The 1,221-nt window shown below is 68.2% G+C and carries 2 protein-coding genes; both read left to right on the top strand.

The window, feature by feature from the left end; all coding sequences use genetic code 11:
- Positions 1-919, top strand: a 919-nt coding sequence (locus ACWDO5_RS35710; protein WP_450534678.1) for a glycosyltransferase family 2 protein, incomplete at its 5' end; no start/stop codon positions are given.
- 142 nt (positions 920-1,061) lie between these two features.
- Positions 1,062-1,221, top strand: a 160-nt coding sequence (locus ACWDO5_RS35705) for a glycosyltransferase family 2 protein (protein WP_450534679.1), incomplete at its 3' end; no start/stop codon positions are given.

Raw genomic sequence — 1,221 nt, 5'->3', positions numbered from 1 at the left:
CGGCGAAGAGGCGCTGGAGCGGTTGGTCGCGATGGCCGACCGTGCCGGTACGGATGTGGTGCTCGGCAAGATCGAAGGCGTCAACCGCAACGCCGGCCAGTCGATGTACCGCCGGAGCATCGAGCGTACGGACGTCTTCTCCTCCAACATCAAGTTCACGCTGAGCGCGCAGAAGCTCTTCCGGCGCGACCTGCTCGTCCGCCACGACCTGCGCTTCGACGAAGGCATGCGCCTCGGCGAGGACGCGCTGTTCACCATGGAGGCGTATCTGCGGGGCGCCGGAGTCTCCGTGGTCGCTGACTACACCTGCTACTACCTGGTGGGCCGAGACGACGGCAAACACGTCACCAAGGGCGTCGACCACGCCGCGATCATCGATGCGGCGCACGCCCTGATGAAACTGATCGCGGCGCATGTACCGCCCGGCGACCGGCGTGACCTGCTCATGATCAGGCCCTTCGCGACTTCGCTACTGCCCCAGCTGGGCCCCATCGTCCTGAAGCAGCCGGAGGAGAGAGGCCGGGACAAGGTCGAGCTTGTGGCCCCCCTGATGGAGGCGTACTGGACCGAGGGTGTGGCCATGCGCCTCAAGGTCGGCGAGCGGCTGCGGCTCACCGGCGCCGCGCTGGGACGCTTCGACCTCCTGAAGGACGTGCTGGTATTCGAGCGGGCCGGGACCGCAGCCGAGGTGGTGGAGCGGGACGGGTGCAGGTATCTCGCGTATCCGCACTTCGGGGACGGGACGGAGGGGCTGCCCGACACGGTTTACGAGGTGCGCGTGGCCGAACAGATCGGCGGGGAACGCGTCACACCTCTGCCGTCGCGTGTCGCGTCCGGCCGCCAGGACGGTGCGTCGTTCGCCAGGCGCGCGGCGCGGCGTGCCCAGCGGGCGCTGCGCGGGCTGAGGCGCGGGGCCTGACGCGCCCACGCCGCGCCGCCCGCCTGCCCAACGCCGGGATTCCACGCCGCGATTCAGGGCCGTGTCATGTCCGACACACGTGTGATACACGGACAGGGCAGCATGGCGCGATCTTCCGTCGCGCAGAACTGCCGGAGTGTCCATGTGCGAAGTCAGCGTGATCATCGGGGCCTATGAGGCCATGCCGTATCTGGTGCGGTGTCTGGAGTCGGTCGAGGCGCAGAGCATCGGTGCCGACCGGATCGAGATTGTGGCTGTCGATGACGGTTCGTCCGATGGCACGGGGGAGTATCTGGAGGAGT

The sequence above is a fragment of the Streptomyces sp. NPDC000880 genome, assembly GCF_053599675.1.
Note: the sequence above shows the minus strand (reverse complement) of the source record. Positions and strands in the feature narration are given on the sequence as shown.